The sequence below is a fragment of the Arthrobacter sp. UYNi723 genome, from assembly GCF_054057635.1.
This window is the reverse complement of the sequence record NZ_JBSRZM010000002.1, coordinates 123,315-144,101: the sequence shown is the minus strand read 5'-3', so window position 1 is coordinate 144,101 and position 20,787 is coordinate 123,315. Positions and strand designations below refer to the sequence as shown.

The following is a 20,787-nucleotide window of genomic DNA, read 5'->3' as shown; positions in this document are numbered from 1 at the left end:
CCAAGTGGAAGCCCAAACATAACCCACTCCCCATGGAACTGCGGATTTGTATGCGTGCTAAGCGCGACACGCCCGACCGCGGGGGTCGGTTACGTCGGCAGGTTGAGGAACCCGGATTCATCCGGATTCAGCTTGTGCGGCGGGTGGTAGTTCAGACTTCAAATGCTTCGGCAGCCACATGCAACAAGAAAGTGAACAGAGCAGCCCTCACCGGGAGCAGCACTAACTGAAAGAGAGTCAGGCGACATGGCGGGACAAAAAATCCGCATCCGGCTGAAGTCATATGACCATGAGGTCATTGACGTTTCAGCACGGAAGATCGTTGAGACGGTCACGCGCGCAGGCGCAACGGTAGTTGGCCCCGTGCCGCTGCCGACGGAGAAGAACATTTACTGTGTTATCCGCTCTCCGCATAAGTACAAGGACAGCCGCGAGCACTTTGAAATGCGCACGCACAAGCGTCTTATCGACATCATCGATCCCACGCCGAAGGCTGTTGATTCGCTTATGCGTCTCGACCTGCCGGCCGACGTGAACATCGAAATCAAGCTGTAGGGAGGTGCTGAGAGACTATGACCGCAACCCGTAACGTAAAGGGCCTGCTGGGCACGAAGCTCGGCATGACCCAGGTCTGGGACGAGAACAACAAGCTCATCCCCGTCACTGTGGTCCAGGCAGATTCGAACGTCATCACCCAGCTGCGCAACGCAGACACTGATGGCTACGTAGCTGTTCAGATCGGCTACGGCCAGATCGATCCCCGCAAGGTCACCAAGCCGCTGGCTGGTCACTTTGAAAAGGCAGGCGTCACGCCTCGCCGCCACGTCGTCGAACTGCGCACTGCAGATGCTGACACTTACGAGCTGGGCCAGGAGCTTTCTGTTGAGCTCTTCGAAGCCGGCCAGAAGATCGACGTTATCGGCACCACCAAGGGTAAGGGCTTCGCCGGTGTTATGAAGCGTCACGGCTTCCACGGTGCTCCCGCCTCACACGGTGCTCACAAGAACCACCGTAAGCCCGGTTCAATCGGTGGCGCATCCACCCCGAGCCGCGTCTTCAAGGGCATGAAAATGGCCGGCCGCATGGGCGCCGTTCGTCACACCACGCTGAACCTCACGGTTCACGCAGTTGACGTCGAGAAGTCGCTGCTCCTGATCAAGGGTGCCGTCCCCGGCGCCCGCGGCCAGGTCGTACTCGTACGCACCGCCGTGAAGGGAGCCTAGTTCAATGACTAGCACTGTCAAGGTTGACCTGCCTGCAGAGATCTTCGACGTTCAGACCAACGTGCCGCTGCTGCACCAGGTCGTCGTAGCCCAGCTCGCTGCTGCTCGCCAGGGTACCCACAAAACCAAGACCCGCGCCGAAGTTTCCGGTGCAGGTCGCAAGCCGTTCAAGCAGAAGGGCACCGGCCGCGCCCGTCAGGGTTCAATCCGTGCTCCTCACATGACCGGTGGTGGCGTAGTCCACGGTCCCACACCGCGTGACTACAGCCAGCGCACCCCCAAGAAGATGATTGCTGCTGCACTGCGCGGCGCACTCTCTGACCGGGCACGCAACGGACGCATCCACGTTGTTGCTGAACTGGTGGAGGGCACCAAGCCGTCCGTCAAGAACGCACTGGCAACGCTGCGCGGAGTTTCCGAGCGCAAGAACCTGCTGGTTGTCATCGAGCGCGCCAACGATGTTGCAGCACTTTCCGTGCGCAACCTCGCCGGTGTTCACGTTCTGTACGCAGACCAGCTGAACACCTACGACGTACTCGTCTCTGACGACGTTGTCTTCACCAAGGCTGCCTACGAAGCATTCGTTGCTGACCGGGCAGTAGCAAAGAACGAGGAGGATGCCAAGTGAGTGCAGCCACCATCAAAGACCCGCGCGACGTCGTGCTTGCACCCGTCGTATCGGAAAAAAGCTACGGCCTGATCGATGAGGGCAAGTACACCTTCCTGGTGGACCCCCGCTCGAACAAGACCGAGATCAAGCTGGCCGTGGAGAAGATTTTCTCCGTCAAGGTCGAATCGATCAACACCATCAACCGTGCCGGTAAGCGCAAGCGCACCAAATTCGGATGGGGTACCCGCAAGAACACCAAGCGTGCAATTGTGAGCCTCAAAGAAGGCACCATCGACATCTTCGGCGGTCCGCTCTCGTAGCGGAGACCACTTTAACGAGGAAATAAATTATGGGAATCCGTAAGTACAAGCCGACTACCCCGGGCCGTCGTGGCTCGAGCGTAGCGGACTTCACCGAAATCACGCGGTCGACGCCGGAAAAGTCGTTGGTACGTCCGCTGCCCAAAAAGGGCGGCCGTAACAACTCCGGTAAGATCACGACCCGTCACAAGGGTGGTGGCCACAAGCGCCAGTACCGTCTGATCGACTTCCGTCGCCACGACAAAGACGGCGTCAACGCCCGCGTTGCCGAAATCGAGTACGATCCGAACCGTACGGCTCGCATCGCCCTCCTGCACTACGTTGATGGCACCAAGCGTTACATCATCGCCCCGAACAAGCTCTCCCAGGGTGACGTCGTAGAGGCAGGTTCCGGTGCTGACATCAAACCCGGTAACAACCTGCCGCTGCTCAACATCCCGGTTGGTACCGTAATCCACGCAGTTGAACTGCGTCCGGGTGGCGGCGCCAAGATGGGCCGCTCCGCCGGCGCATCGATCCAGCTTGTTGCCAAGGAAGGCCGCTTCGCCCAGCTGCGTCTGCCTTCCGGCGAAATCCGCAACGTTGACGTGCGCTGCCGCGCAACCGTCGGCGAGGTCGGCAACGCCGAGCAGTCGAACATCAACTGGGGTAAGGCCGGCCGCATGCGCTGGAAGGGCGTTCGCCCGACCGTCCGTGGTGTCGCGATGAACCCGGTTGACCACCCGCACGGTGGTGGCGAGGGTAAGACGTCCGGTGGACGTCACCCCGTCAACCCGAACGGTAAGCGGGAAGGCCGCACCCGGCGTCCCAACAAAGAGAGCGACAAGCTTATTGTTCGTCGCCGTCGTACTGGCAAGAACAAGCGATAGGAGCCTGGACACATGCCACGCAGCCTGAAAAAAGGTCCTTTCGTTGACCAGCACCTCTTTGTAAAGGTGGACAGGGAAAACGAAAAGGGCACCAAGAACGTCATCAAGACCTGGTCCCGCCGTTCGATGATCATCCCCAACATGCTTGGGCACACGATCGCCGTACACGACGGACGCAAGCACATTCCGGTGTTTGTCACTGAGTCGATGGTCGGGCACAAGCTCGGCGAATTCGCTCCCACGCGGACATTCCGCGGCCATGTCAAGGACGACCGTAAGGGCAAGCGCCGCTAGGCGCCTGCACTTACGTCAAAGACGAGAGAAGGAAAGCAATGGAAGCCAAGGCAATTGCGCGTCACATCCGCGTAACGCCTATGAAGGCCCGGCGCGTCGTCAACCTTGTTCGTGGTAAGCAAGCGAATGAGGCTCTGGCAATTCTGAAGTTTGCCCCCCAGGCAGCTTCGGAGCCGGTATTCAAGGTAGTACAGTCGGCAATCGCAAACGCCCGGTCCCTCGCGGACCGCGACGGTGTTTCGTTTGACGAAAGCGACCTCATCATCAGCGAAATGTTCGTTGATGAAGGCCCGACCATGAAGCGGTTCCAGCCGCGTGCTCAGGGTCGTGCATTTCAGATCAAGAAGCGCACCAGCCACATCACTGTGGTAGTCGCTACACCTGAGAAAGAGGAGGCTCGCTAAGTGGGACAGAAAGTTAACCCGCACGGGTTCCGACTCGGCATCACCACCGATCACGTATCGCACTGGTTCGCTGACAGCACCAAGCCCGGACAGCGGTACAAGGACTTCGTTCGCGAAGACATCCGTATCCGCCAGCTCATGTCAGTTGGCATGGAGCGCGCCGGTATCGCCAAGGTTGAGATCGAGCGCACCCGTGACCGTGTCCGCGTGGATATCCACACGGCACGTCCCGGCATCGTTATCGGCCGCCGCGGCGCTGAAGCAGACCGCATCCGCGGCGAGCTTGAGAAGCTGACGGGCAAGCAGGTCCAGCTGAACATCCTTGAGGTCAAGAACCCCGAGATGGAAGCACAGCTTGTTGCCCAGGGCGTTGCTGAGCAGCTGACTTCCCGCGTGGCTTTCCGCCGTGCGATGAAGAAGGCCATGCAGTCCGCTCAGCGTGCAGGTGCCAAGGGCATCCGTATCGCCTGCTCCGGTCGACTGGGTGGCGCAGAAATGTCCCGCTCGGAGTTCTACCGCGAAGGCCGTGTGCCCCTGCACACCCTCCGTGCGAACATCGATTACGGCTTCTACGAGGCCAAGACCACCTTCGGCCGCATCGGCGTGAAGGTCTGGATCTACAAGGGTGACGTCACCGCGAAGGAACTGGCTCAGCAGGCAGCTGCTGCTCCGTCCCGTGGCCGCGGTCCCAGCGACCGTCCGGGCCGCCCGGGTGGCGCCGGCGGCGCTGACCGTGGTGACCGCCGCCGTCGTACCGACCGTCCGGCAGCAGAGGCAGCTCCGGCTGCCGAAGCTCCGGCAGTTGAGGCTGCACCTGCTGCAGTAGAAGGAGGACAGGCTTAAATGCTTATCCCACGTCGAGTCAAGCACCGTAAGCAGCACCACCCGGGTCGTTCCGGCGCTGCTACGGGCGGCACCAAGGTCTCCTTCGGTGAGTGGGGTATCCAGGCACTGAGCCCGGCATACGTCACCAACCGTCAGATCGAGTCTGCCCGTATCGCGATGACCCGCCACATCAAGCGTGGCGGTAAGGTCTGGATCAACATTTACCCGGACCGTCCGATCACCAAGAAGCCTGCCGAAACCCGCATGGGTTCCGGCAAGGGTTCGCCGGAATGGTGGGTCTCAAACGTCAAGCCGGGCCGGGTTCTCTTTGAGATCTCCGGCGTCGAGGAATCGGTAGCTCGCGAGGCCCTGCGCCTGGCAATCCACAAGCTCCCGTTGAAGGCACGCATTTTGCGTCGCGAAGGTGGTGAATAGAAATGTCAGTAGGATCCAAGGAACTTGCATCCGCACAGTTGGACACGTTCGACAACGAGCGCCTCGTTGAAGAGCTCCGGAAGGCTAAGGAAGAGCTGTTCAACCTGCGTTTCCAGTCCGCCACCGGTCAGCTGGAGAACCACGGTCGTCTGCGCGCGGTAAAGAAGGACATCGCACGCATCTACACCGTTCTCCGTGAGCGCGAGCTGGGCATTCGTGCCGAGGTTGCCGCACCGGTTGTGGAAGCCAAGGAAGAGAAGAAGTCCAAGAAGGCTGCAACCAAGAAGGCCGAAACGGCTGAAACGGTTGAGGCCGAGGAGGATGCCAAGTGAGTGAAAAGGACGAGAACGTGACGGAAACTGTTTCCGCAGCAGCTACGGCTGGCGAACGCGGTGACCGTAAGACGAAGCGTGGCTACGTAGTCTCGGACAAGATGGAAAAGACCATCGTTGTCCAGGTAGAAGACCGCGTAAAGCACGCTTTGTACGGCAAAGTCATCCGCCGCAACACGAAGATCAAGGCTCACGACGAAGAGAACAGCGCCGGCATCGGCGACCTCGTTCTCCTCGCCGAGACCCGCCCGCTGTCCGCTACCAAGCGGTGGCGTCTGGTCGAGATCCTCGAAAAGGCCAAGTAACACCCCGCAGCCTGCTTGCAGGTACTGCACCGGAAACCCCCGTTCCCTTTTTGGGAGCGGGGGTTTTCCGCATTTGGTGGCGGGTGGGCTGGCTGGGTGTGTCACTCGGAGCAGGTTTTTGGGGGACGGCCGACGGCGGGAGGCCGGGTTTCCGGGGGAGTGGCACCGCCGGTGGGCCGAAAGCGTGCCGTGCGTGACGCCGTCGTGCGTTGCCGGCTCTGGAGGGCGGCGGTTGTGCTGTGGCTGCCGCCGTGTGATATGGGAGATGCCCCCCAACTGTGCTAGGATATTGAGTTTGTATGGCGCCCTCTGTGCGCCGTTATCAACCTCGTAAACAATCGTGCCACGGCATAGTGCCCCCTCGTGCTTCGGACCTGTCCGGATCCGCCTGGGAAGCAAATGTTTTTGGCACCGGCGTTTAGGCCTGGTCTGGCAAAATCCAGGCAGGTCAAGAGACACCCCGATCAACCGTTCCGCAAGGCTCATTCCGTAGGAAGATTTTCGGTCTGAGAACCGGCGCGACGCAAGGAGTAAATAGTGATTCAGCAGGAGTCGCGACTCAAGGTCGCCGACAACACGGGTGCTAAGGAAATCCTTACCATTCGCGTTCTCGGTGGATCTGGCCGTCGCTACGCAGGCATTGGCGACGTCATCGTCGCTACCGTCAAGGATGCAATTCCGGGCGGCAACGTAAAGAAGGGCGATGTTGTTAAGGCAGTCATCGTCCGTACCAAGAAGGAACGCCGCCGTGCGGATGGTTCCTATATCAAGTTTGATGAGAACGCAGCTGTGATCCTGAAGGCTGACGGTGACCCCCGCGGTACCCGTATCTTCGGACCGGTTGGTCGTGAACTTCGTGACAAGAAGTTCATGAAGATCGTTTCTCTGGCTCCGGAGGTGCTCTAGTCCATGGCTAAGATCAAAAAGGGTGACCTCGTTCAGGTCATCACTGGCGCCAAGGCTGAGCGCGGCGGCGACAAAGGCAAGCAGGGCAAGGTTCTGCGCGTATTCCCGGAGACCAACCGCGTGTTGGTCGAAGGCATTAACCGCGTAACCAAGCACACCAAGGCCGGTCAGTCGCAGCGCGGCACCAAGACTGGTGGCATCGAGGTCGTAGAAGCTTCGGTCCACATCTCCAACGTGGCTCTGGTTGACCCGTCCACCAAGAAGCCCACCCGCGTTGGTTTCCGTACCGAGACCGTGGAGCGCAATGGCGTGAAGCGCGACGTGCGTGTCCGCGTGGCCAAGAGCTCCGGGAAGGACATCTAATGACTGAGACTCTCGAGACTCCGGCAGCGAAGATCGTTCCTCGTCTGAAGACCAAGTACGCCGATTCCATCAAGAGCACGCTCGTTGAGGAATTCAAGTACAGCAACGTTAACCAGGTTCCCCGCCTGGTGAAGGTCGTTGTGAACATGGGTGTTGGAGATGCCGCCAAGGACTCCAAGCTGATCGACGGCGCTGTCCGCGATCTGACCCTGATCACCGGCCAGAAGCCGCAGGTAACCAAGGCCCGCAAGTCGATCGCACAGTTCAAGCTGCGCGAAGGCATGCCCATCGGTGCACACGCAACTCTGCGTGGAGACCGCATGTGGGAATTCCTGGATCGTCTGGTCACGCTGGCTCTGCCCCGTATCCGCGACTTCCGCGGCCTCAGTGGCAAGCAGTTCGACGGCAACGGCAACTACACCTTCGGTCTGACCGAACAGGTTATGTTCCACGAAATCGACCAGGATTCCATTGACCGCGTACGCGGCATGGACATCACGGTTGTAACCACCGCCAAGACCGATGACGAAGGCCGCGCGCTGCTCAAGGCGCTTGGTTTCCCGTTCAAGGCCGAAGACTAATCTAACTACGTAACAGGTCCTTCGCTGATGCTTCATGCAGCAGCGAGGAAACCGTTATGAGGAAGGGCAAGAGCCCAAATGACAATGACTGATCCGGTCGCAGACATGCTTACGCGTCTGCGCAATGCAAACTCGGCGTACCACGATTCCGTGTCCATGCCGTACAGCAAGCTCAAGGCACGCGTTGCCGACATCCTGAAGGCTGAAGGTTACATCGCCTCCTGGAAAGAAGAAGACGCAGAGGTTGGCAAGAAGCTGACCCTCGACCTTAAGTTCGGACCGAACCGCGAGCGTTCAATCGCTGGCGTTCGCCGTATTTCCAAGCCGGGCCTGCGTGTTTACGCAAAGTCCACCAACCTCCCGCACGTGCTCGGTGGCCTGGGTGTCGCAATCCTGTCCACCTCTTCCGGCCTCTTGACTGATAAGCAAGCCGGCAAGAAGGGCGTGGGCGGCGAAGTCCTCGCCTACGTCTGGTAACGGGAAAGGAAGAGAATAATGTCACGTATTGGACGTCTCCCCATCACCGTTCCTGCCGGCGTTGAGGTCAAGGTTGACGGCTCTGTCGTCAGCGTCAAGGGTGCCAAAGGCGAGCTGAACCACACTGTGGCCAGCCCGATCGAGGTTTCCCTGGAAGCAGAGACCCTGACTGTCGCCCGCCCGAACGACGAGCGCGCCTCCCGTTCACTCCACGGCCTGACCCGCACCCTGATCTCCAACATGATCGAGGGCGTTACCAAGGGCTACGAGAAGAAGCTTGAAATCGTTGGTACTGGTTACCGCGTTCAGGCCAAGGGATCTGACCTTGAGTTCGCTCTCGGCTACAGCCACCCGGTAAATGTCACCGCACCGGACGGCATCACCTTTGCAGTTGAGACCCCGACCAAGCTCTCTGTTTCAGGTATCAACAAGCAGCAGGTCGGCGAGGTTGCTGCCAACATTCGCAAGCTGCGGAAGCCGGACCCCTACAAGGGCAAGGGCATTCGCTACGCAGGCGAAGTCATCCGCCGCAAGGTCGGAAAGGCTGGTAAGTAACCATGGCCATCTCAATTAACAAGAAGCGTACGAACAAGAGCAAGTCTGCTTCGCGCAGCCGCCGCCAGCTTCGTATCCGCAAGCGCATCTCCGGCACGGCTGTACGTCCTCGTCTGGTCGTCAACCGCTCCGCACGCCACGTATTCGTCCAGGTTGTCGATGACACCAAGGGCCTGACCGTAGCAAGCGCCTCCACGCTGGAAGCTGACCTTCGTGCATTCGAAGGCGACAAGACCGCCAAGGCCAAGCGCGTTGGCGAGCTCGTTGCCGCTCGTGCCAAGGCTGCCGGTATCGAAGCTGTTGTCTTCGACCGCGGTGGTAACAAGTACCACGGCCGGATCGCCGCCGTCGCTGACGGTGCACGTGAAGGTGGGCTGTCACTGTGACGGAAGCAAACAAGGAAAAGGACACTGTGTCTGCAGATCAGAAGGCGACTGAAGCAGTAGCTGCTCCGGCCACTGAGACCACTGCGCCCGCAGCTGCTGCCGATGACCGCCGTGGTGGCGCTCGTCGTGGCGAGCGTGGCGACAAGGGCCAGGGCGGTCGCGAAGGCGGCCGTGGCGGCCGTGGTGGCCGTGACGGCGGCCGTGAAGCCGAGAAGAGCCAGTTCATTGAACGCGTTGTTACCATCAACCGCGTTTCCAAGGTGGTCAAGGGTGGTCGTCGCTTCAGCTTCACCGCTCTGGTCGTCGTTGGTGACGGTAACGGCATGGTCGGCGTGGGCTACGGCAAGGCTAAGGAAGTTCCTGCCGCTATCGCGAAGGGCGTTGAAGAGGCCAAGAAGTCCTTCTTCCGCGTTCCCCGCATTGGCAACACCATCCCGCACCGCGTTCAGGGTGAGGCCGCTGCAGGCGTCGTAATGCTGCGTCCGGCCTCCGCCGGTACCGGTGTTATTGCCGGTGGTCCGGTCCGCGCCATCTTGGAGTGCGTGGGCATCCACGACATCCTCTCCAAGTCGCTGGGTTCCTCCAACGCCATCAACATCGTTCACGCGACGGTTGCTGCGCTGAAGCAGCTCGAAGAGCCGGCAGCAGTGGCAGCACGCCGCGGCCTGCCGCTGGACGAGGTTGCTCCGCCGGCAATGGTGAAGGCAATCCTGAACCAGAAGGCGGGTGTCTAAGCCATGGCTAAGAACCTGATTCCCTCCGACCTGCAGTTGGAGATCACTCAGATCAAGTCCGCCATTGGCGGCAAGCAGAACCAGCGCGACACCCTTCGGTCCCTCGGCCTGAAGCGGATCGGACACACCGTTGTCCGCACCGCCGACGCCGTGACTGTTGGAATGCTCAACACGGTTCCGCACCTGGTAAAGGTAGAGGAGGCGAAGTAAATGGCAGAGAAAAAGATCGCCGCAGAGACTGCTGAGAAGCAGAACACACTGAAGGTTCACCACCTGCGTCCCGCCCCGGGTGCCAAGACCGCCAAGACCCGCGTTGGTCGTGGTGAAGGTTCCAAGGGTAAGACCGCTGGTCGTGGTACCAAGGGTACGAAGGCCCGCTACCAGATCAAGGCTGGCTTTGCCGGCGGCCAGCTGCCGCTGCACATGCGCCTGCCGAAGCTGCGCGGCTTCAAGAACCCGTTCCGGGTTGAGTTCCAGGTTGTAAACCTGGACAAGCTCAACGAGCTGTTCCCGGAAGGTGGCGCAGTCACCGTGGAGAACCTGGTCGAAAAGGGTGCCGTTCGCAAGAACCAGCCCGTCAAGGTGCTTGGCACCGGCGACATCACCGTCAAGGTTGATGTCACCGTCCACGCATTCTCGGCCAGCGCCGCAGAAAAGATTGCAGCAGCAGGCGGAAGCACCACCGCTCTCTAGTAGACGGTGGGCGAACGCCCGTTGTGAACTCCCGGTGTGCAAGGCCCCCAGGGCCCTGCACGCCGGGAGTTTTTTCGCATCCGCCCGCCGACTATTTCCGCCCGTTCGCCGCAAGCGCGGGTTCGCGGATTATTCGCATGGCCGATCCACCCGTTAGACTCGGTTGTTGGGATTATTGTCCCCCATCACACCACGCTTATAAACAACACAGGAGGACGCTTGCTTAGCGCATTTGGCCGGGCCTTTCGCACGCCTGATCTGCGACGCAAGTTGTTGTTCACGCTGGCAATCATCACAATCTTCCGCTTGGGTGCATTCATCCCCTCGCCTGGTGTGAACTACCAGAATGTCCAGCAATGCTTGCAGAACGGTCAGACCGCAGGCGGGCTCTATCAGCTCGTCAACCTGTTCAGCGGCGGTGCCTTGCTTCAGGTGTCCATCTTCGCGCTGGGCATCATGCCGTACATCACGGCCAGCATCATCGTGCAGCTGCTCCGGGTGGTCATTCCCCGGTTCCAGGAGCTGTATGAAGAGGGTGCCTCCGGGCAGTCCAAGCTCACGCAGTACACGCGGTACCTCACCATTGCCCTGGGCCTGCTGAACGCCACGACGCTGGTGTCGCTGGCACGTTCAGGCCAGTTGCTTCCGGGCTGTGCGCTGCCGATCATTCCTGACAACAGCATCATCACCACGATCCTGCTGATCATCACGCTGACCGCAGGCACCGGGCTCATCATGTGGATGGGCGAGCTCGTCACCGAAAAGGGTGTGGGCAACGGCATGTCGCTGCTCATCTTCACGTCCATCGCGGCGACCTTCCCCACGTCCCTGGGCGCCATCTGGAGCTCACAGGGCCCGGGTACGTTCTTTATGGTCCTGGTGATCGGCCTGGTTACGGTTGCCCTGGTGGTCTTCGTGGAGCAGTCCCAGCGCCGCGTCCCGGTGCAGTATGCCAAGCGGATGATCGGCCGCCGGACCGTCGGCGGCACCAGCACCTACATCCCCATCAAGGTGAACATGGCAGGCGTGATCCCCGTGATCTTCGCATCGTCCATGCTCTACCTGCCGGGACTCATCTCACAGTTCAACCAGCCCAAAGCGGGCGAGGCGCTCGCGCCGTGGGTTGAGTGGATCAACAACAACCTGACCCGAGGAGACCACCCGATCTACATGGCGCTGTACTTCGCCATGATCGTGTTCTTCACCTACTTCTACGTCGCGATCACCTTCAACCCTGAAGAGGTCTCGGACAACATGAAGAAGTACGGCGGTTTCATCCCGGGTATCCGTGCCGGAAAACCGACCGCGGACTACCTGCAGTACGTGCTCTCCCGGATCACGCTGCCCGGCGCCCTGTACTTGGGCTTCGTGGCACTGATTCCGCTGGTGGCGCTGGTACTGATCAACGCGAACCAGAACTTCCCGTTCGGTGGCACCTCGATCCTGATCATGGTGGGCGTTGGCCTTGAAACCGTCAAGCAAATAGATGCGCAGCTACAGCAACGTCACTACGAAGGGCTTTTGCGATGACGAAAATGTTGATTATTGGACCCCCCGGTTCCGGAAAAGGAACGCAAGCGGAACGCATTTCCGAGCGCCTCGGCGTCGTGGCGATTTCCACCGGTGATATCTTCCGCGCCAACGTAAAAGGCGAAACGCCCCTTGGCATCGAGGCCAAGACGTACATGGACGCCGGGGACTTCGTTCCGGACAGCGTCACCAACAAGATGGTGCGCGACCGCCTCAGCGAGGACGACGTCGAAAACGGCTTCCTCCTGGACGGCTACCCGCGCACCACGGCGCAGGTGGACTACCTTGACGGGATCCTCGCGAACAGCGAAGAAAAGCTCGACGTCGTCCTGCAGCTCACAGCCGACGACGAGGAACTCGTCTCCCGCCTGTTGGGCCGTGCCAAGGAAACCGGCCGGAGCGACGACAACGAAGCCGTGATCCGCCACCGCCTTGACCTGTACCACGAGCAGACCGAGGCCGTTGTGGCCAAATATGCCGAACGCGGCATCCTGACCCAGGTTGACGGCATCGGCGGCATCGACGAGGTCACCGACCGCGTTATGCAGGCCATCAAGGCAGCCCAGGCCGCCTAAGCCCCCGCAACATGCTTTTCCGAGGCTCCTCCCGGCATCCGGGAGGAGCCTCAGCCATTGAGAGGACACACCATGGCCTTCGGCCAGCCCCGTATCGAATACAAGACCAACGCCCAGATGCGCATCATGCACGACGCCGGGCTGGTGCTGAGCCGTGCGTTGGACGCGGCAGTGGCCGCAGCCGCTCCCGGGGTCACCACCAAGCAGCTGGACGACGTCTTCGCCGCGGTGCTCAATGAGGCCGGCGCCAAGTCGAACTTCCTCGGCTACCACGGCTTCCCCGCCACCATCTGCACCTCCGTGAACGAGGAAGTGGTGCACGGCATCCCCGGCGGCAAGGTCCTCAACGACGGCGACATCGTCTCGATCGACGGCGGAGCGATAGTCGACGGCTGGCATTCCGACTCTGCACGGACCGTAATTGTGGGCGAGGTTGACCCCGAGGACCAGCGGCTCTCCGACGTCACCCAGGCCGCGATGTGGCGCGGCATCGCCGCCCTGGCCACAGGAAGCCACGTGGGCGACATCGGCGCAGCCATCGACGACTACGTCTCCTCCGTGCCGGGCAAACCGCTTGGCATCCTGGAGGACTACGTGGGCCACGGCATCGGCTCCGAGATGCACATGGCCCCGGATGTCCTGAACTACCGCACCAGCCACCGCGGTCCCAAGATCAAGCCCGGACTGTGCCTGGCCATCGAGCCCATGCTGGTCCGCGGCAGCATCGACACCGCCGTGCTGGAGGACGACTGGACAGTGGTGACCACCGACGGCAAGCGCTCCTGCCAATGGGAGCACTCGGTTGCCGTCCACGAAAAGGGGATCTGGGTACTCTCAGCCCCCGACGGTGGAGCGGAGCACCTGGTGCCGCTCGGCGTCGTACCGGTCCCGATCCCGTAGCTTTCGAGGCGCCAAAACGCTGCCGAGGCGCCAAAACGCTGCCGACGCGCAAAATCCCTGTCGCTACCTGAATACCGGTAGCGGCAGGGATTTTGCGTGTCGCAGGTGGTGGGGAGCGTCAGGCCTTGAGCTTGGGCTTGACGTCCCTGGTGTAGATGCCCTCGAGGGTCGCCTTCAGCTCGGTCATGGTGGCCTTCACGTCGCCCTCCTGGGTCAGGATCTTGGCGGCAGCCTTGGCCATCTCCTGGTCGGCTCCCGGCAGGAACGCGCGGGCGTTGTCCTGGACCTTGGTCACGGCCAGCTGGTCCATGGCGATCTTGATCTGCGGCGTCTTGGCCAGAACGGCGGTCATGTCGGCGGACGTGCGCGTGGGCATGTAGCCGGTCGCGGCCGAGAATGCGGCAGTGTTCTCCGGCTCGGTCATGAACTGCAGGAACATGGCTGCTGCCAGCTGCTCTTCCTTGGTGACACCGCTGGGGATGCCCAGGCCGGCGCCGCCGGTGGGGCACACACCTGAGGTGACCTTTGAGCCGCCCGGCAGGAAGCCGACGCCCACGTTGAACTTGGCGGACTTCAGGATGCCGATCAGCGATCCCGTCGAGGACAGAGTGGCCGAGGCGAGGCCGGCGGCAAAGTCGTCGGCGGATTCCTTGGAGGAGACACCAGCCCAGGCGTCCTTGTATACGGAATCCTGGGCCGCCTGCAGTGCCGCCACGGACTCGGCTGAATCACAGGTGATGTCCCATTCCTTGGACCAGCCGCCGCCTTCGCCCCACAGATTGTTCTGCAGGGTCCAGCCCGCGTAGCCGGCCAGGGCGGGGTGCATAAAGGCGTACTGGGCACCGGAGGCTGCCTTGAGCTTGGGGGCCCAGCCGGCGAATTCCTGCCAGGTGGCGGGGGCGCGGTCCGGCAGGCCGGCTGCGGCGAAGTGGTCCTTGTTGTAGTAGAACAGGGGCGTGGACCGGCCGTAGGGGAGTGCCCACTGCTTGCCGTCGTACTTGTAGTCGTCCACCAGTGAGGTGCGGAAGTCGTCCAGCTTGACGTCCAGCTGCTTGACCAGGGAGTCGAGCGGGATGATGCTCTCGTTCAGGTAGTAGCGGAACCACCAGACGTCGGAGAGGACCACAAGGGACGGCAGGCCTGACTTGGCGGCCTGAGCTGTCTGAAACTTCTGGGCGATTTCCTCGTAGTTGGCGCCGGCCGTCACCAGGTTCACCTTGATGTCCGGGTACTTGGCGTGGAACTTCTCGATGATGCTCTTTTCCACGTCCTGTGACTTGCCCGGGTGGTTGGACCAGAAGTCGACGGATGCGGCCGGCTTGACGCCGCTGAAGTCGATATCGGCAACGGTAGTCACCGCGGCTCCGGGTGTTGTTGACGGGCCGCCGCAGGCGGAAAGAGCTGCTGCGCCTGCCCCGGCGCCTGCCAGGGTGAGGAAGAACCGTCGATCAAGGGTAAAGGACATGGTGCTGCCTTTCGTTGTGGGCCTCGGTAGTGCTGGACGCGGTGGATGGATGGTTTGGGTGGCCTACGGCAATGCCCGACGGCGGTGCTCGGGCAATACCCGACGGCGGTGCTCGCCGGAGGTTAGCCCGTCACGCTGCCCTGGGTCAGGCCCGCGACGATGTAGCGCTGGAGCATGGCGAAGATGACCAGGATGGGGACGATCACGAGGACGGCGCCGGCCATCATGATTCCCCAACCTGCGCCGTTGCTCTCGGAGTTCTGTAGGAGTGTCAGCCCGACAGGCAGCGTCATGCTTTCGGGTTTGTCCGTAATGATCAGCGGCCAGATGTATTCGTTCCATTCGCTCACTACGGTGACCAGGGCAACCGTGGCGATGGACGGAACGGAGACCGGAACCACGATCTGCCAGAGCCGCCGCCAGTGGCCGGCGCCGTCGATCTCTGCGGATTCCAGGATGGAACCGGGCAGGGTGAGGAAGTGCTGGCGCAGCAGGAACGTGCCGAAGGCAGTGCCCAGGCCAGGCAGGATGATGCCCCACAGGGTGTTCTTCCCACCCATTCCGGCGATCAGGATGTAGTTCGGCAGGATGGACACCTGCGCGGGAACCATCAGGGCCACAAGGATCAGGACGAAGATCAGGTTCTTGAACGGAAAGCGCACGAACACCAGGGCATAGGCGGTCAGCAGGGCAAGGATCACTTTGATGCCGCCGCCCACCACGGTGACGATGGTGCTGTTCAGGAAGAACTGACCGAACGGGACCGTGGTCATGGCCACCCGATAGTTCTCCGGGTCCAGGGCTGCCGGGAGCACCTGCAGATCCAGTGTGACGATTTCGCCGGGCTGTTTGAACGAGCTCAGCACCATCCACAGCAGCGGCAGGAACACCACCAGGACGGCGACAGCCAGCGGCGCATACCCGGCAGCGACTGTCCTGACCAGGTTGGCGCGGGAGAACGGCCGCTCGAGGGGAGGGACGGCGTCGGGCGTTGAAGAGGCTGAATGGAGGGCGGCGGGAGCGCTCACGAGTAGTGCACCTTCTTTTCGACGAACCGCAGCTGCAGCACTGTGATGACCAGCAGGATGACAAACAGGACCACCGAGATGGCGGCGGAATAGCCGGCGCGGTTGTAGGCACCGAAGGCTTGGAGGTACGCCTCGTAGATGAGGGTGCTGGTGCCGCTGCCCAGGGGCGTCATGATCCGGATGAGGTCGAAGGCCTGGAGGGAGCTGAGCATGGTGGTGATCAGCAGGAAGAAGGTAGTGGGGGAGAGCAGCGGCAGCGACATGCTGACGAAGCGCCGGAAACTGCTGGCCCCATCCAGCGACGCCGCCTCCATCACGTCCTGCGGCAGGGACTGCAGCCCGGCGAGGAACACCACGGCGCAGTAGCCCAGGTTCTTCCAGACGTACACGATGATGACCATCACCAGGGAGAGCTCCGGATCGTTGATCCATTGCGGGCTCTGCTGTCCAAGGCCCCGCAGGATCCAGGCCAGCACGCCGTAGCCGGGATCAAAGATGAACAGCCACACGAGGCCAACGCCAACCCCGGACAGCACATACGGTGCGAAGACGGCCGACCGGGCAAAGGTGGTGCCGCGGACTTTCGAGTTCAGGGCCAGTGCCACCAGCAGGCCCAGCACCATGGAGCCGCCCACGGTTGCGGCAGTGAATACGGCGGTGGTGCCAAGGACCCGGCCGGCGTCCGCGCTGGTGAAGAACGTGACGTAGTTTTCCAGCCCGACGACGGTGGCCGACGCGGAGCCGAGCGTCCAGTTCAGCGTGGAGTAGTAGAGGTTGTTGAACAGCGGGACGTAGGTGAAGACCGCGATGAGCAGCAGGTTCGGCAGGGCCAGCGCGAGAAAGACGAAGAAGTCCTGGCGTTTCCGGCGCGACCAGCGATTGCGCTTCCGGGGCAGGGCGCCGGCCTGGTCCTTTGCTCTGACGGTGGCCGACTGCGCCGGGGAACTGCCCGGCTTGGCGGTGAGCTGTGGTGTCATGGATCTCAATCGGAAAGCCTGCGGCAGCAGGGCTGTGGAACGGATGTGAGATCACTCCATCACATCGTGGGAGCCGGACCGGACCAGATGCGGCCACCCAGCGAATTGTTGTCCCAGGCTTAGGAACCCGTTCACGGAACGTTTGGCTTCCCGGGTGAGCGAGCCCACAGTCTGCCGGTGAACGCAGGGCAGAATGGAGCCATGGGAGCAATCACAGATGTGCCTGGGATCAGGGTTGGCCATGAGCAGAAGTCCGGCGACGGCTGGCTGACGGGAGTCACCGTGGTGCTGCCGCCGCGGGGCACTGTCGGGTCGGTGGACGTCCGTGGCGGTGGCCCGGGCACGCATGAGACTGACGCGCTGGATCCCACCACGCTGGTGTCCACGGTGGACGCCGTGGTCCTCACCGGCGGCAGCGCCTACGGTCTCGTCTCGGCCCACGGTGCACAGCGCTGGTGCGAAGAGAACGGCCGGGGCTTCGCCGTCACCGGGGGAGTGGTGCCCATCGTTCCCGCCGCCGCCATCTTCGATCTGGGCCGGGGAGGCGACTTTTCAGCGCGCCCGACGGCGGACATGGGGTACGCGGCCACCGTCGCCGCTGCTGCCGAAAAGGACGGGCACGACGTCGGACGCGGCAGTGTGGGTGCCGGCACCGGAGCGATGATCGGACGCGGACAGTTCAAAGGGGGAGTGGGGACGGCTTCCGTCACGCTCGAGAACGGCGTGGTCGTGGGGGCGCTTGCCGTGGTCAACGCCCTTGGCTTTCCGGTCTCGGACGGGCGGCAGGAGCCGCAACCCTCCGCGCGCTCGGTCGTTCCGCCCCACGAGCTCCCTAACCTCGCAAGCTCGGCCAGGGAACCCGGCTCGCGTGGGCCCACCTTAGACGCGCGCTTCCGGGTTCCGGAACCTGCCGTCCGGGATGGTTCGCCGCCTGCTTTGAATACGACGCTGGTTGTTGTTGCTACTAATGCTGTCTTGGACCCCGCCGAGTGTTCTCGGACTGCTTCTGCTGCACATGCTGGGCTGGCTCGCGCGCTCAATCCGTCGCACACGTTGGCGGACGGGGATACTGTCTTTTGCCTTGCGACTGGTGCCGTGGCACTGGACCGGAGTAGTGATACTGCCCGGCAGGTGAGTCTCATTACCCTGCAGAGTGCGGCAGCCGACGTCGTACGCTTGGCGATCCTCGATGGGATTTCGGCAAGCTCAATTACCGGGTAGGGTGTGTACTTTCATTTTTGGTTTGGACTTTCTACCCACTTACAGTAAAGTGGTTTGTTGGTTGTCTGCCCAGCTGTGCCCTGTTTGGGGCCGGAGGCGATAACCGATCCAACAAAAACGTTCGTGGTCATGTCCGGTGCAATCCGGCAGGGCTGCGGCAACAACAGTTAGCGGAGGGTATGGCCAAGAAGGACGGGGTCATTGAGATCGAAGGCGTTGTGACTGAGGCGCTGCCTAACGCGATGTTTCGCGTTGAGCTGACCAACAAGCACATCGTACTCGCGCACATCTCAGGCAAGATGCGCCAGCACTACATCAGGATTCTCCCTGAGGACCGGGTAGTGGTGGAACTGAGCCCTTATGACCTCACTCGGGGTCGTATCGTCTACCGCTACAAGTAAATTCTGGGCGGCCTCAGCATGAGCTGACGGCTGCTCCAGTTGACCAACTGCCACACGCAAAGGAATGCCATGAAGGTCAAGCCGAGCGTCAAGCAGATCTGCGAAAAGTGCAAAGTGATCCGCCGTAATGGCCGGGTCATGGTGATCTGCGAGAACCCGCGCCACAAGCAGCGCCAGGGCTAATTTCCCTCCCGAGGGAAATCCTGGGTTGCTAACCCACGCAAGTAAATAAAGGCAGCACAAGCTGAATTGGGACGTATGGGCCCGGACAGCTAACCCCCGGTCGGAGGCTGGGGCCGCACAGAACGTGCGGGTGTACTGCCTACGACCTCCGGTTTATTCAAGGAGTACTGCCAATATGGCTCGTCTCGCTGGCGTAGACATTCCCCGCGAAAAGCGGTTGGAAATTGCGCTTACTTACATCTACGGCGTGGGCAAGACCCGTGCACACGAAACCCTGGCTGCCACTGGCATCAGCGCTGACGTCCGCGTAAAGGACCTCACCGATGCCCAGCTGGTAGAGCTTCGTGACTACATTGAAGGCAACTACAAGGTTGAGGGTGACCTTCGCCGCGAAGTAGCAGCTGATATCCGCCGCAAGGTTGAAATCGGCAGCTACGAAGGTATTCGCCACCGCAAGGGCCTGCCAGTGCGCGGACAGCGTACGAAGACGAACGCACGTACCCGTAAGGGTCCGAAGCGCACCGTTGCAGGCAAGAAGAAGGCTCGTTAAATCCCTCGGGATTGACTCGTCTTCCCCCAATAACTTTCTGTAGGAGAAAAAATGCCCCCGAAGACTCGTGGCGCGGTTCGCAAGCCGCGTAAGAAGGACAAAAAGAATATCGCGCTGGGCCAGGCGCACATCAAGAGCACTTTTAACAACACCATCGTGTCCATCACGGACCCGAACGGCGCTGTTATCTCTTGGGCTTCCTCAGGTGAGGTTGGCTTCAAGGGCTCACGCAAGTCCACCCCGTTCGCAGCCCAGATGGCTGCCGAAGCTGCTGCCAAGCGTGCGCAGGAGCACGGCATGCGCAAGGTTGACGTTTTCGTCAAGGGACCCGGTTCAGGCCGCGAAACCGCAATCCGCTCGCTGCAGGCCGCTGGCCTGGAGGTTGGCTCCATCCAGGACGTCACCCCCGCAGCGCACAACGGCTGCCGTCCGCCGAAGCGCCGCCGCGTCTAAGGCTTTTCCAGCAGCTTGAGCTTGCCCGGACCGTCAATGGTCCGGGCAAGCCCAGCCGCGTTAAGTCTTCAGACCGAATTTCCACCACCTGTGTTGCGTCATATAGCGGATGCTCGCCGAAAGGAAACCTAAGTGCTCATTGCACAGCGCCCCACCCTCTCCGAAGAGGTCGTCTCCGATAACCGCTCGCGTTTCATCATTGAACCGCTGGAACCGGGCTTCGGCTACACCCTAGGAAACTCCCTCCGCCGTACCCTGCTCTCCTCCATTCCCGGTGCCGCTGTAACCAGCATCCGGATCGATGGCGTGCTGCACGAGTTCACCACGGTTCCGGGTGTCAAGGAAGATGTCACTGAGATCATCCTGAACATCAAGAGCCTCTCGGTTTCCTCCGAGCACGACGAGCCGGTTGTGGCTTACCTGCGCAAGCAGGGCCCCGGAGTCGTCACCGCCGCGGACATCGCTCCGCCGGCCGGCGTCGAATTCCACAACCCGGATCTGCACATTGCCACGCTGAACTCGAAGGGCAAGTTCGAACTCGAACTGACCATCGAGCGCGGCCGCGGCTACGTTTCGGCAGCTCAGAACAAGTCCGGCGACTCCGAGATCGGCCGTATCCCGGTCGACTCGATCTACTCGCCGGTCCTGAAGGTTACTTTCCGCGTGGAAGCAACCCGTGTTGAGCAGCGCACCGACTTCGACAAGCTCATTGTCGACGTCGAGACCAAGCAGGCCATCGCCCCGCGCGATGCTGTTGCTTCCGCAGGTACCACCCTGGTGGAACTCTTCGGTCTGGCCCGCGAGCTGAACACCGCAGCTGAAGGTATCGAGATTGGCCCGTCGCCGACGGATGCTGCCCTGGCAGCAGACATGGCACTGCCGATCGAGGATCTGGACCTCACCGTCCGTTCCTACAACTGCCTCAAGCGTGAGGGCATCCACACCGTGGGTGAACTCGTTGCACGCTCCGAGGCTGACCTCATGGACATCCGTAACTTCGGTGCGAAGTCCATTGACGAGGTCAAGGCAAAGCTGGTTGAACTGGGCCTGTCCCTCAAGGACTCGCCTCCCGGTTTTGACCTCGCAGCACGCGCCGCAGCAATTGAAGAGGACGACGCCGCCTTCGGCGACGACGAACTCTAACAAACAGATCTTGGCCGGCTGGCTGGATGCACCACGGTGTGCGCAGACA

At 61.5% G+C, this 20,787-nt stretch carries 32 protein-coding genes; 29 read left to right on the top strand and 3 right to left on the bottom strand.

The genetic code is table 11. From position 1 onward, the window contains the following. Positions 1 to 246: 246 nt before the first annotated feature. From rpsJ to map, 23 genes are all read left to right on the top strand, one after another. Entirely contained in the window at positions 247 to 555 is a 309-nt protein-coding gene (rpsJ, locus tag ACVWY0_RS02575) for a 30S ribosomal protein S10 (protein ID WP_038464699.1), read from the top strand. Between the two features lie 17 nt (positions 556 to 572). Next, entirely contained in the window at positions 573 to 1,223 is a 651-nt protein-coding gene (gene rplC / locus ACVWY0_RS02570) for a 50S ribosomal protein L3 (protein WP_056344391.1), read from the top strand. Between the two features lie 4 nt (positions 1,224 to 1,227). Continuing rightward, complete coding sequence (gene rplD / locus ACVWY0_RS02565) at positions 1,228 to 1,851, top strand: 50S ribosomal protein L4 (RefSeq protein WP_056344389.1); 624 nt, start codon at positions 1,228 to 1,230, stop codon at positions 1,849 to 1,851. Continuing rightward, positions 1,848 to 2,153, top strand: a complete 306-nt coding sequence (rplW, locus tag ACVWY0_RS02560) for a 50S ribosomal protein L23 (RefSeq protein WP_018773664.1) — start codon at positions 1,848 to 1,850, stop codon at positions 2,151 to 2,153. The genes rplD and rplW overlap by 4 nt, the downstream gene beginning before the upstream one ends. Positions 2,154 to 2,182: 29 nt before the next feature. Beyond that, complete coding sequence (gene rplB, locus ACVWY0_RS02555; RefSeq protein ID WP_056344386.1) at positions 2,183 to 3,022, top strand: 50S ribosomal protein L2; 840 nt, start codon at positions 2,183 to 2,185, stop codon at positions 3,020 to 3,022. 12 nt (positions 3,023 to 3,034) lie between these two features. Then, positions 3,035 to 3,316, top strand: a complete 282-nt coding sequence (gene rpsS, locus ACVWY0_RS02550) for a 30S ribosomal protein S19 (protein WP_056344384.1) — start codon at positions 3,035 to 3,037, stop codon at positions 3,314 to 3,316. Between the two features lie 38 nt (positions 3,317 to 3,354). After that, positions 3,355 to 3,720, top strand: a complete 366-nt coding sequence (gene rplV / locus ACVWY0_RS02545; RefSeq protein ID WP_056344381.1) for a 50S ribosomal protein L22 — start codon at positions 3,355 to 3,357, stop codon at positions 3,718 to 3,720. Beyond that, on the top strand, positions 3,721 to 4,563 hold the full coding sequence (gene rpsC, locus ACVWY0_RS02540) for a 30S ribosomal protein S3 (RefSeq protein WP_056344378.1): 843 nt from the start codon (positions 3,721 to 3,723) through the stop codon (positions 4,561 to 4,563). After that, positions 4,564 to 4,980 carry a 50S ribosomal protein L16 gene (gene rplP / locus ACVWY0_RS02535; protein WP_056344375.1) on the top strand — a complete coding sequence of 139 codons (417 nt, stop codon included), beginning with the start codon at positions 4,564 to 4,566 and terminating at the stop codon, positions 4,978 to 4,980. It begins immediately after the preceding gene. A gap of 2 nt (positions 4,981 to 4,982) precedes the next feature. After that, entirely contained in the window at positions 4,983 to 5,312 is a 330-nt protein-coding gene (gene rpmC, locus ACVWY0_RS02530) for a 50S ribosomal protein L29 (protein WP_252569497.1), read from the top strand. After that, entirely contained in the window at positions 5,309 to 5,617 is a 309-nt protein-coding gene (rpsQ, locus tag ACVWY0_RS02525) for a 30S ribosomal protein S17 (RefSeq protein WP_056344371.1), read from the top strand. Before rpmC ends, rpsQ begins: the two co-directional genes overlap by 4 nt. Positions 5,618 to 6,154: 537 nt before the next feature. Then, positions 6,155 to 6,523: a 50S ribosomal protein L14 gene (rplN, locus tag ACVWY0_RS02520; RefSeq protein WP_024366126.1), complete on the top strand. Its 369-nt coding sequence runs from the start codon at positions 6,155 to 6,157 to the stop codon at positions 6,521 to 6,523. 3 nt (positions 6,524 to 6,526) lie between these two features. Then, on the top strand, positions 6,527 to 6,886 hold the full coding sequence (gene rplX / locus ACVWY0_RS02515; RefSeq protein WP_056344369.1) for a 50S ribosomal protein L24: 360 nt from the start codon (positions 6,527 to 6,529) through the stop codon (positions 6,884 to 6,886). Then, positions 6,886 to 7,467, top strand: coding sequence for a 50S ribosomal protein L5 (gene rplE, locus ACVWY0_RS02510; protein ID WP_056344366.1), 582 nt, complete (start codon positions 6,886 to 6,888; stop codon positions 7,465 to 7,467). Before rplX ends, rplE begins: the two co-directional genes overlap by 1 nt. Positions 7,468 to 7,545: 78 nt before the next feature. Beyond that, positions 7,546 to 7,944, top strand: coding sequence for a 30S ribosomal protein S8 (gene rpsH, locus ACVWY0_RS02505; RefSeq protein ID WP_056344363.1), 399 nt, complete (start codon positions 7,546 to 7,548; stop codon positions 7,942 to 7,944). 18 nt (positions 7,945 to 7,962) lie between these two features. Continuing rightward, entirely contained in the window at positions 7,963 to 8,499 is a 537-nt protein-coding gene (gene rplF / locus ACVWY0_RS02500; RefSeq protein ID WP_056344361.1) for a 50S ribosomal protein L6, read from the top strand. 2 nt (positions 8,500 to 8,501) lie between these two features. Next, entirely contained in the window at positions 8,502 to 8,885 is a 384-nt protein-coding gene (rplR, locus tag ACVWY0_RS02495) for a 50S ribosomal protein L18 (protein ID WP_056344358.1), read from the top strand. Continuing rightward, complete coding sequence (gene rpsE / locus ACVWY0_RS02490; protein WP_160673099.1) at positions 8,882 to 9,619, top strand: 30S ribosomal protein S5; 738 nt, start codon at positions 8,882 to 8,884, stop codon at positions 9,617 to 9,619. Before rplR ends, rpsE begins: the two co-directional genes overlap by 4 nt. A gap of 3 nt (positions 9,620 to 9,622) precedes the next feature. Continuing rightward, entirely contained in the window at positions 9,623 to 9,829 is a 207-nt protein-coding gene (gene rpmD, locus ACVWY0_RS02485; RefSeq protein ID WP_056344352.1) for a 50S ribosomal protein L30, read from the top strand. Further along, positions 9,830 to 10,312 carry a 50S ribosomal protein L15 gene (gene rplO / locus ACVWY0_RS02480; protein ID WP_426987228.1) on the top strand — a complete coding sequence of 161 codons (483 nt, stop codon included), beginning with the start codon at positions 9,830 to 9,832 and terminating at the stop codon, positions 10,310 to 10,312. A 219-nt stretch (positions 10,313 to 10,531) separates the two neighbouring features. Next, positions 10,532 to 11,842 (top strand): preprotein translocase subunit SecY, encoded by a 1,311-nt coding sequence (gene secY, locus ACVWY0_RS02475; protein ID WP_485835289.1) that lies wholly within the window; start codon positions 10,532 to 10,534, stop codon positions 11,840 to 11,842. A gap of 5 nt (positions 11,843 to 11,847) precedes the next feature. Further along, complete coding sequence (locus ACVWY0_RS02470) at positions 11,848 to 12,417, top strand: adenylate kinase (protein ID WP_485835391.1); 570 nt, start codon at positions 11,848 to 11,850, stop codon at positions 12,415 to 12,417. 72 nt (positions 12,418 to 12,489) lie between these two features. After that, positions 12,490 to 13,317: a type I methionyl aminopeptidase gene (gene map / locus ACVWY0_RS02465; RefSeq protein WP_485835390.1), complete on the top strand. Its 828-nt coding sequence runs from the start codon at positions 12,490 to 12,492 to the stop codon at positions 13,315 to 13,317. Between the two features lie 118 nt (positions 13,318 to 13,435). Here the strand turns inward: map and ACVWY0_RS02460 are convergent, their stop codons facing one another. The 3 genes from ACVWY0_RS02460 to ACVWY0_RS02450 form a co-directional block, all read right to left on the bottom strand. Continuing rightward, a complete protein-coding gene (locus ACVWY0_RS02460) occupies positions 13,436 to 14,782 on the bottom strand; it encodes an ABC transporter substrate-binding protein (RefSeq protein ID WP_485835288.1) in 1,347 nt (448 codons plus the stop codon). Between the two features lie 122 nt (positions 14,783 to 14,904). Continuing rightward, the gene (locus ACVWY0_RS02455) at positions 14,905 to 15,810 is read right to left on the bottom strand and encodes a carbohydrate ABC transporter permease (protein WP_485835287.1); all 906 of its coding nucleotides are present in this window, start codon (positions 15,808 to 15,810) and stop codon (positions 14,905 to 14,907) included. Further along, positions 15,807 to 16,787, bottom strand: a complete 981-nt coding sequence (locus ACVWY0_RS02450; protein ID WP_485835286.1) for a carbohydrate ABC transporter permease — start codon at positions 16,785 to 16,787, stop codon at positions 15,807 to 15,809. Before ACVWY0_RS02450 ends, ACVWY0_RS02455 begins: the two co-directional genes overlap by 4 nt. A gap of 201 nt (positions 16,788 to 16,988) precedes the next feature. On the opposite strand from ACVWY0_RS02450, the gene ACVWY0_RS02445 reads away from it, so the two are divergent. From ACVWY0_RS02445 to ACVWY0_RS02420, 6 genes are all read left to right on the top strand, one after another. Further along, positions 16,989 to 18,008 (top strand): P1 family peptidase, encoded by a 1,020-nt coding sequence (locus tag ACVWY0_RS02445; protein WP_485835285.1) that lies wholly within the window; start codon positions 16,989 to 16,991, stop codon positions 18,006 to 18,008. A 179-nt stretch (positions 18,009 to 18,187) separates the two neighbouring features. Further along, positions 18,188 to 18,409 (top strand): translation initiation factor IF-1, encoded by a 222-nt coding sequence (gene infA, locus ACVWY0_RS02440; protein WP_009358723.1) that lies wholly within the window; start codon positions 18,188 to 18,190, stop codon positions 18,407 to 18,409. A 69-nt stretch (positions 18,410 to 18,478) separates the two neighbouring features. After that, positions 18,479 to 18,592: a 50S ribosomal protein L36 gene (gene rpmJ / locus ACVWY0_RS02435; protein WP_009358722.1), complete on the top strand. Its 114-nt coding sequence runs from the start codon at positions 18,479 to 18,481 to the stop codon at positions 18,590 to 18,592. A 175-nt stretch (positions 18,593 to 18,767) separates the two neighbouring features. After that, entirely contained in the window at positions 18,768 to 19,142 is a 375-nt protein-coding gene (gene rpsM / locus ACVWY0_RS02430) for a 30S ribosomal protein S13 (RefSeq protein WP_028275004.1), read from the top strand. Positions 19,143 to 19,193: 51 nt separating this feature from the next. After that, positions 19,194 to 19,595 (top strand): 30S ribosomal protein S11, encoded by a 402-nt coding sequence (rpsK, locus tag ACVWY0_RS02425; RefSeq protein WP_018769149.1) that lies wholly within the window; start codon positions 19,194 to 19,196, stop codon positions 19,593 to 19,595. Between the two features lie 132 nt (positions 19,596 to 19,727). Further along, entirely contained in the window at positions 19,728 to 20,738 is a 1,011-nt protein-coding gene (locus ACVWY0_RS02420; protein WP_056344331.1) for a DNA-directed RNA polymerase subunit alpha, read from the top strand. The last annotated feature ends 49 nt before the right edge of the window (positions 20,739 to 20,787 follow it).